Genomic DNA, 7477 nt, shown 5'->3' on the forward strand with positions numbered 1-7477 from the left:
TCGGGCGGATTCCAGACATTCGCTGTGGCTGCGTAATGCGCCCACATTAATCGAGAAAGCAGGCTTTCGGTCCAAGATGACGTCGTTGAACTTGCTACACAGCAGCTACTCCTTCTCCAGTCTTTCCAAATAGTCATGAAACTGTCAGAATCGAACGGTTGTAGATGTTGACTAGGACATAGCATAGAGGATCTAGCTTTGGATTATGCTAAGGTTTTGACCCAAGGTATTGGCGCTTGGCTTCACTACGAACATGCTTGCGGGCGAAGTGAGCTTTTTAGTGAAAAATACCTGGCAACTCCCGTCGGGCAAATTCTAACAGCCCGAAGCTCAAGCCGGACACATGCAGAGTTCAAGCATCCGGTGCTTGCCAATCTGTCTACGGGGCCTGGGCGACCTCCTGAAATAGATTTCGTTGTTTGTGAAAACTACCCGGAAGTATCCCTAGCCGTTGAGACAAAGTGGGTTGGCGATAGTATTCCGAGCATACAATCAATAATTTGGGACCTGATCAGGCTAGAGATGGTAAATTTTCAATTTGGTGCGCGTTGCTTCTTTATCTTGGCCGGAAAAAAGGACAGGATGGCGAAGCTTTTCAATGCTGCCGGTTTTATCAACGCGGCCGCTTCGGGACACAAAAAGCCTCTTTTGAATGTTAATAAGAACGCAATTCATCGCACCTATTTGGCACCAATCGACATCTTTCGTAGGCCAACACTCAAGAAAGTCTTCAAGAACTACCAAGATCATGAATTTCCAGAATTCCTTTCTACTCGCCGAAGCTCGCCTTTTCCCGAAGTTGGATCAAAGCGCGGCTATCAAGTCTACACTTGGGAAGTCTTGGCAAATGGCCGGAAAAACACGTTTTGGCCGAAAAACTCTAAGCATTTGATGCTTTGAGCAGCGCTTACATTGATGCAGATGAAGTGCGCTAGTTCGTGGTGTTGGTTCGTCGGACCAATTTCGGTGAAGGGCGGAAAGCGGAAGTTCGCTGCGTGAGCAGTCGACGGGTTCATGTCAAAGAAGAGCAGACATTCCATTTCAAGAATTTGGCTTGTGATGAGTGAGCCGAAGCTTAGAGTTGGGCTAAACAGATCAACGTAAAAGCAAATTTTTTCGGTTGGATGAAGAGGGATTGAATCTAATGAGCATAGTCATCAAACGCGGTTTTATATCTGACTCCATACAGAACGCTGCGTCTGAACTGAACATTAGTGAAGATGACGCGTTCATGTATTGGTTTTATTCCGTCTTGTTCGATGTTGATCTCGATGAAGTACCAGAGGACGAGTTGGTTGATGGGGCTGGTGAACGTCAAATCGATATTTTTAAGATCGAAGTCGATGACAGCAGTCAATCCGTTCATATTCGCCTAATTCAGGTCAAAAATACTCAGGGTTTTTCCGCGAACACAGTTTCGCTGATGAAGACCGGCCTAGAATTCATATTTCTAGCCAGAAAAGCTGATTACGAAACTAATCCAAACGCAAAATTGGTGGAGAAGATTGAAAACGCGAGGCAGTTGATCAGGCAGTATGGCAACAATAGCGTCAGCGTATCTTGCTACTTTGTAACGCTAGGTGACGAAGCTGACATAGCCGAGGAAGCAACAGCCAACGAAGGCAATATTCTGCGAGAATTTTCGGACAGTGGGGTTTTCTCGAGCTTTGATTTTCACTTTATTGGAGTCAATGAGCTCGATCGAATAAACAATCTGAGGAGAAACAGGGCGCGTCAGATCGATGCGGACATACCGATTGTATATGATGCAAACCGACCTTCGATCGTCGAATTCGATACCGGAGGGGTCAGAAGTGTTCTCTGCACAGTCAAAGGAAGCGATCTTGCGAAGCTCGCTCAGACGGAACCACGAGATGCTATCTTTGACGCGAATGTCAGGGGAAATCTGGGCCTCGGCGGGCAAGTGAACAAATCGATTTATGGAACTGCAACAAGCGACGATAAATCAGATAGTTTTTGGTACATGAACAACGGGGTAACCATGGTCTGCGATAGCTTATCAATGGTGCGAGACCCTGATGCGCCCTCAGTTCGTGTCGAGAAAGTGCAGATTATCAACGGTTGTCAGACAACTTCATCTTTACGATCCGCATTTGAGGATGACAGCTTACAAGAAAACGTAAAAGTTCAAGTTAAGATATACGAGTCGAATGATGTCGAGTTTGTAAATAACGTAGTCATCGCGACTAACAACCAGAACTCAATCGGCTCCCGTGATCTTCATGCAAACGACGAGATACAGGAACTTATTCAGCGGAAGATCAGCGAAGACTTCGGCCTTTTTTACGAAAGGAAAAGGGGAGAAGCAAAAAGTGCAGGTGTACCTAAATCTGAAGTGATTGGCTTGGAAAAAGCCGGCCAAGCCTATCTGGCGATTTTCAAGAACCAACCTACCGTAAGCCGCGCTCAAAAGTATAAAGTGTATTCCCCAGAATTTTATAATGACATCTACGGAAAGGCACAGCCATGGCAGCTTGCGGCTGCCCATGAGATCTACAGGTTCGCGGAAACTCGAGGGAGAAGAGCATATAGAGAGCTCGCGCCAGAAGATCCTTCACGAAACATTTTAAATTATGGAGTCTTCCATATTTGTCGGATTGTGTGGTGGGTCTTAATAAACGAGTTAGAAATGGATCCTCGCGATGAGGCTAAAGCCATGGCAGTTGCGCGGGAGGAAAACGATCTTCTTGAGACTGCATATGCTCGGGCAAACGTCATTCTTTCAGAGGTAGTTAATCAGAACAACGAGAGTCTCATCAATCTGAACAACTACTTCAAAAAGGCTCAGTCACAACAGAATATTAACCAACACCTTCAACGCCAAATCGATGGCCTCGTCGATGAATGACCCGTTAGAACAGTATAGGCCCGGATTGGCTGGAAAAATCAAATATCACCAAAGACATCATGATTTACTACGATAAATTTCAAACTTGGGAGAAGTCTTTCGGCGACCTATTGGTCCGCCTAGTAGGCGAGGAAGCCCTAAACGATCTGTCATCATCAAATTTCGAATTTATCGAAGATGCGGGTGACTTTGTGGTCAGCCGTTCGGATATCACAACCGTTTCGCACGAAATTCAGGGCTGGCTCTTGGCACAAGAATTTTGCGTCTTCCATGGGACTAGATTGCTCTCCGAAGAAATTCTCTCAGTGCAACAAAAAGGGCTGCGCCCTCTAGTAGCCGCTGACCGTGAACAACGCCTTAGAGAAATTCTCGGGCGCCATCGCAGATGGGCTTCTGTAGAAGATAAACTTCTTGAAGTGATTGAAGACGTTGGTCCCAAGGAAAAGCAAGGTAGAAGACAAGGACAGGTCCATTTTAGCCTCTCCAGGTCAGGTCTCGTAAACGGTTTTGACCATTATTTGACCCACGGATCAGAGTTTGATCAGCACGTTGTGCAAAGGTTATTTGGCGACCAATCAGGGCTTGAGTTACTCAGCTCAGAGACTGTTCCAGTGCTTGTTCATGTCTCCATCAGCGGCGAACAGCTCATTCAAGGCGCTCATCCGCACTTCACCTATTCCGACGTTGTTGGCATGGGCGAAATCCCAGGGACCGCGCGAACGTTCCTCAATTCTTGGGCGTTTAAGGCAGCAAATCCAGGCTTTGACATCGAGAAACTACGAACTGATTGCTGTGTAATGGAGCGGGTCGCAACACCGCCAGAAAGAATCCTCACGATCGAAAGGCTTGACGACTTGGCCGCTCATTAAGTGCCGAGCGCGTCGGCATGCTGATTGCCTGGTTGTCCGGGAATTGTCGAACGCAGTGGCAAGTCTATCGAACCGGTCACTGAGCACGTTCAGTTAAGCTAGGCTTTCGCGCTTGCAGCTAATGGCCGGAATGCGGACTGGAATCGCAGCATCGAAGACACTGGCTGAGTGTCTGCTATGGGCCGAAGATCAGCGTATCAGACACCGGGTTTGTCGAAACGTTCAAGGCGGCACTGACGCCTCCAGAAAGCGCGAAAAGCGCTACTCTCTCATGGCCATTTAGGTCGTATAAGGAACGCGTCTTTCACATTCGGCCCCGATCCCTCGCGATGGTGAACATCTCTGTTGCGATAATCCACACTAGAGCAGGGTTATGTGATCGTGGTGACCGTGATCGGCCAGCGCTTTGAGCGCTGCGGTACGGGTCTTACGCGTCACGTCTTCATCGACGATGTGTGCGATGCCGCGAAGCAGGGAATGGTGATCGTCACCCAACTTGTGTTCGAGGGCACCGGCGATCACTAGGGCAAGATACCAATCGAACGGGAGCAGGTCGTTCTGCGTCGTAGAGGCGAGGTATGTGGTTGCGTTGATGGTCTCGTCACTCGTTGTAATACTGAATTCATCAATCCGGTCATAGCCCTTCCCCGCGCCCTCAAACTTGTCGAGTTCCTCGCGTTCGTCTGCGTCGATCTCGAACAGGACGCCGGGCGTGTGGATCGCAGTACTCTGACTGACCAAAGTCGCTTTTCCCGAACCGTCATTACTCTTCTTCGAGAACTTCAGAGCATGGTTGTCGGCGATGGCAGCGCTGATCACTCTGGCACTGGGACAGCGGGCGATCAGGCGGCTGCTCAACATGTTCGATCCGTATGCGAAATAGAGAAAGCTCATTTGTCTCCAGTGATCTTTTTCAAAGCAGTCTGATCTTCATGTGGCAGCGCGAAGTTGTCCCTGATCTTGTTGTAGGCGTCAGTCAAGAATTGCAATTGGGCCTCTTCGCTCCAGTCTCGCTGCTGCCTTTGCATGATCGTCTTTGGTTTGCGTGCGGGTACCGAGTAGCTCAGCATTGTTGCCGGCCACATCGTTCCCTTGATGTCGATCAATCCTGCCTCAACGCGTCGTGCCGCAAGAGCGCCGTGCTGATCGAGGGCCTTCATGGCGCTCCTTAGATTGTTGCGCCAGCCACGCAATAGCGAGTCAATGCGCAGCATTTTCTTTCCGTCCTTCCATGCGGCGATGGCCGTACCGTGTGTGATCCAGAATTCCCCCGTTTCGTCGAACCACATGCTTATGTTCGCGGTTTCGTCATTACCTGTATGCCAGAATCGGACGAAGCCTTCCTCGCATGGCCCATAGTCTCCGCCAGAAGAGCCTTCGGCCACCGGCCAGACTTCTTGCCCGTCTTTTGCGTTCTGGATTTGTGATACGGAAGGAATCTCCTCTTTCCATCCTGCGGGGATGATCCGGATGTATCCACGCGGCCCATCTATCGCGGCGACGCGGCGGCTGATATCCATTGTATCAACAAAATCGACCTCGCCTCCGTAACTCGCCCACACCGAAGTGTCTCCCTCCTTGGCGGGAACTGCTTCGAAGCTGGCGGCTTCTGCCAGCTCTTCCACATACCGGCCGAGATTGGTTTTCAGCGCTTCGGTGAGTTCGGTTGTCAGTCTCTTTCTAATCTTGGCGCGATCGGCTTTTGATCCACTTGGGCCGAGTTCGTAGGTCATTGCCCTGCGGTGCCGGATGTCGAATGGCAGATCGTCTGGGGTGTACCCGTTATGGATGTTCATGACGGCGATGATACGGTCGGGGCCAAGTGATTTGAGTGCCCAGCCCAATTCTATCATGACGTTCGGGTTCGGCAGCGCCTTGCCGCCGTTGGTCTCGCCGATCGGGGTGAGGTCGGCCACGAACACCGCGGACTCGTTGATCTTCTTCAGGATCGTGCTGGTAATGTCCGCCATGCCCGGCGTGTTCTTGGTGTCGTGGTCAAGTTCGGGGCGCTCGGCGGGTTCAAGGCCGAGTTCTTCACCGGCCTGCTTCACCGCTTCATCGAGCGCACTGCGGATGAAATGTCGGTTGGATTCGGGCTCATTGTCGTTCTGCCAGGACCAAAATACTTTCATCTCTCGCCAATCAGGTTTCTTCGCTTGTCTGCACTAATCAGAAAACTTCGTAAAAACAAGGTATTTGCAAACAGCACAAGCCCATAATCTTCCAGAAATCGTATTGGCTGCGAATGTCCGGAAAGAGGGCTGCGAGCGCAGCACTGGGAGACTGTACTCAACGTCGGCTCTGGGCCGTTAGAATGAGCTGGAATGCAGGCGAGCACCGCGAAACTCTGACCATCTTGGATGCACTAACATAAGGAGGAACAGTGGAGTTTAGCAGCTTGAAGTCCTAGTTAGGAGCTAACCAAAAGTTCTGCCGAGGCACCTACATGGAACTTGAAGACCCACTCGACCCGAAACGTTCCCGCCCGATTGATGTTCACCGTTGGTCGGACCATCCCGAGGTTGCGGGGTTCGTCGATAGTATCTGGGAAGAACACTTCGGGGACTACGCGGCGAAGGAGCAAGTAAAGTCAGGCGCTAAGGCCAAGAGGAAGCACCGCGACCAGCTCCGAGTGATCCTCCTCGACCTCTACGTGGCTTGGCAGACTGACCCTGACCTCAGCATCGGCGTTCATCTCTCCGCCAACGCTTGGAAGACGGGTTCGCGGTATAATGCCCTGCACCTCTCCAAGATCATCCCTGACTTCGTCCACCGTCTCAGTGAAGTGGGGTTGATCCAGCTCTCGAAGGGAAGCTTCACGGCCCCCGGAGCAGCAACCAATCGAACGGCAAGGATACGGGCCGAGGAACCCCTGAAGGAGATGTTCCGAGAGGCAAAGTTCGGGCGGGAGCACATCTGGCTGGTTCCTGACCGTGAATGCATCATCCTGAAGAACACCGACGACCTTACGGGGGCCAAGGGGCGGGAGGTGCCCTACGAGGACGATGATCGAACTATCTCAATGCGAGCAGTGCTACAGGACTATAACAAGCTACTGGCCCAGACCTTCATTGACATCCCGACCTACGATCAGCCCTTCGTGGAGAGGAAGGTCAAGACGGGGCGGAACGCAGGCGAAGCCACCAAAGTCCCCATCGCCACCCAAGAGAACTTCGTCCGGAGGATATTCAATCGAGGGTCCTTCGACTGTGGGGGGCGCTTCTTCGGAGGGTGGTGGCAGCACGTAGATTCCGAAGTTCGAAAGCGCATCCACATCAACGACACCCCGACGATAGAGATCGACTATCAAGCCCTCCACGTTGCGGTGCTATCGGCAGAGCAAGGGGTGGTGATCGAAGGTGACCCCTACACACTGGACCAAGGATTACTTCCTGAGATGGGCGCGCGAGAGCAACGTGCCTCGGTGAAGCTACTGGTTCTCATGGCCTTCAACGCGAAGAACCGCCGCGCTGCTTGCCTTGCGTTCAGGCAGGATCAGCCGACAGGGTCGGTCGAGAAGTCGATGAAGGATGCCGAGCTATCGAAGGTTCTGGACGCCTTTATCGAGAAGAACCCCCACCTTGCGGAGGCGCTCTGCTCGGACCGAGGGATCAAGTTGATGAATACAGATAGCCGGATCGCGGAGTTCGTGATCAGGAGAATGACCCACTCTAACGTCCCAGTTCTCTGCATTCACGATAGCTTCGTCGTGGACTACACCCGCTCTCGCCTCCTCGTC

Annotated in this window: 6 protein-coding genes; 4 read left to right on the top strand and 2 right to left on the bottom strand. The window is 51.4% G+C overall.

Annotated features, from left to right (window positions below; genetic code table 11):
* Positions 1-198 precede the first annotated feature (198 nt).
* From BUB72_RS18720 to BUB72_RS18405, 3 genes are all read left to right on the top strand, one after another.
* Positions 199-900: a hypothetical protein gene (locus BUB72_RS18720; RefSeq protein WP_139250733.1), complete on the top strand. Its 702-nt coding sequence runs from the start codon at positions 199-201 to the stop codon at positions 898-900.
* A 244-nt stretch (positions 901-1144) separates the two neighbouring features.
* Complete coding sequence (locus BUB72_RS18400) at positions 1145-2869, top strand: AIPR family protein (RefSeq protein ID WP_073146462.1); 1725 nt, start codon at positions 1145-1147, stop codon at positions 2867-2869.
* A gap of 59 nt (positions 2870-2928) precedes the next feature.
* Entirely contained in the window at positions 2929-3738 is an 810-nt protein-coding gene (locus BUB72_RS18405; protein ID WP_073146465.1) for a hypothetical protein, read from the top strand.
* A gap of 360 nt (positions 3739-4098) precedes the next feature.
* On the opposite strand, the gene BUB72_RS18410 is transcribed toward BUB72_RS18405, so the two are convergent.
* Both BUB72_RS18410 and BUB72_RS18415 read right to left on the bottom strand, forming a co-directional pair.
* Complete coding sequence (locus tag BUB72_RS18410) at positions 4099-4632, bottom strand: gamma-glutamylcyclotransferase family protein (RefSeq protein ID WP_073146468.1); 534 nt, start codon at positions 4630-4632, stop codon at positions 4099-4101.
* A complete protein-coding gene (locus BUB72_RS18415; RefSeq protein ID WP_073146470.1) occupies positions 4629-5870 on the bottom strand; it encodes a hypothetical protein in 1242 nt (413 codons plus the stop codon). Before BUB72_RS18415 ends, BUB72_RS18410 begins: the two co-directional genes overlap by 4 nt.
* Before the next feature lie 314 nt (positions 5871-6184).
* Between BUB72_RS18415 and BUB72_RS18420 the strand changes: the two genes are divergently transcribed.
* Positions 6185-7477, top strand: a 1293-nt coding sequence (locus BUB72_RS18420) for a hypothetical protein (protein WP_139250734.1), incomplete at its 3' end; no start/stop codon positions are given.

It is taken from the genome of Litoreibacter ascidiaceicola (genome assembly GCF_900129235.1).
Lineage (GTDB): Bacteria > Pseudomonadota > Alphaproteobacteria > Rhodobacterales > Rhodobacteraceae > Litoreibacter > Litoreibacter ascidiaceicola.

Bases quoted from the DNA above. Each gene is read 5' to 3' on its own strand.
- BUB72_RS18415 (WP_073146470.1), bottom strand. From the start codon at position 5,870: ATGAAAGTATTTTGGTCCTGGCAGAACGACAATGAGCCCGAATCCAAC.
- BUB72_RS18405 (WP_073146465.1), top strand. From the start codon at position 2,929: ATGATTTACTACGATAAATTTCAAACTTGGGAGAAGTCTTTCGGCGAC.
- BUB72_RS18400 (WP_073146462.1), top strand. From the start codon at position 1,145: ATGAGCATAGTCATCAAACGCGGTTTTATATCTGACTCCATACAGAAC.
- BUB72_RS18410 (WP_073146468.1), bottom strand. From the start codon at position 4,632: ATGAGCTTTCTCTATTTCGCATACGGATCGAACATGTTGAGCAGCCGC.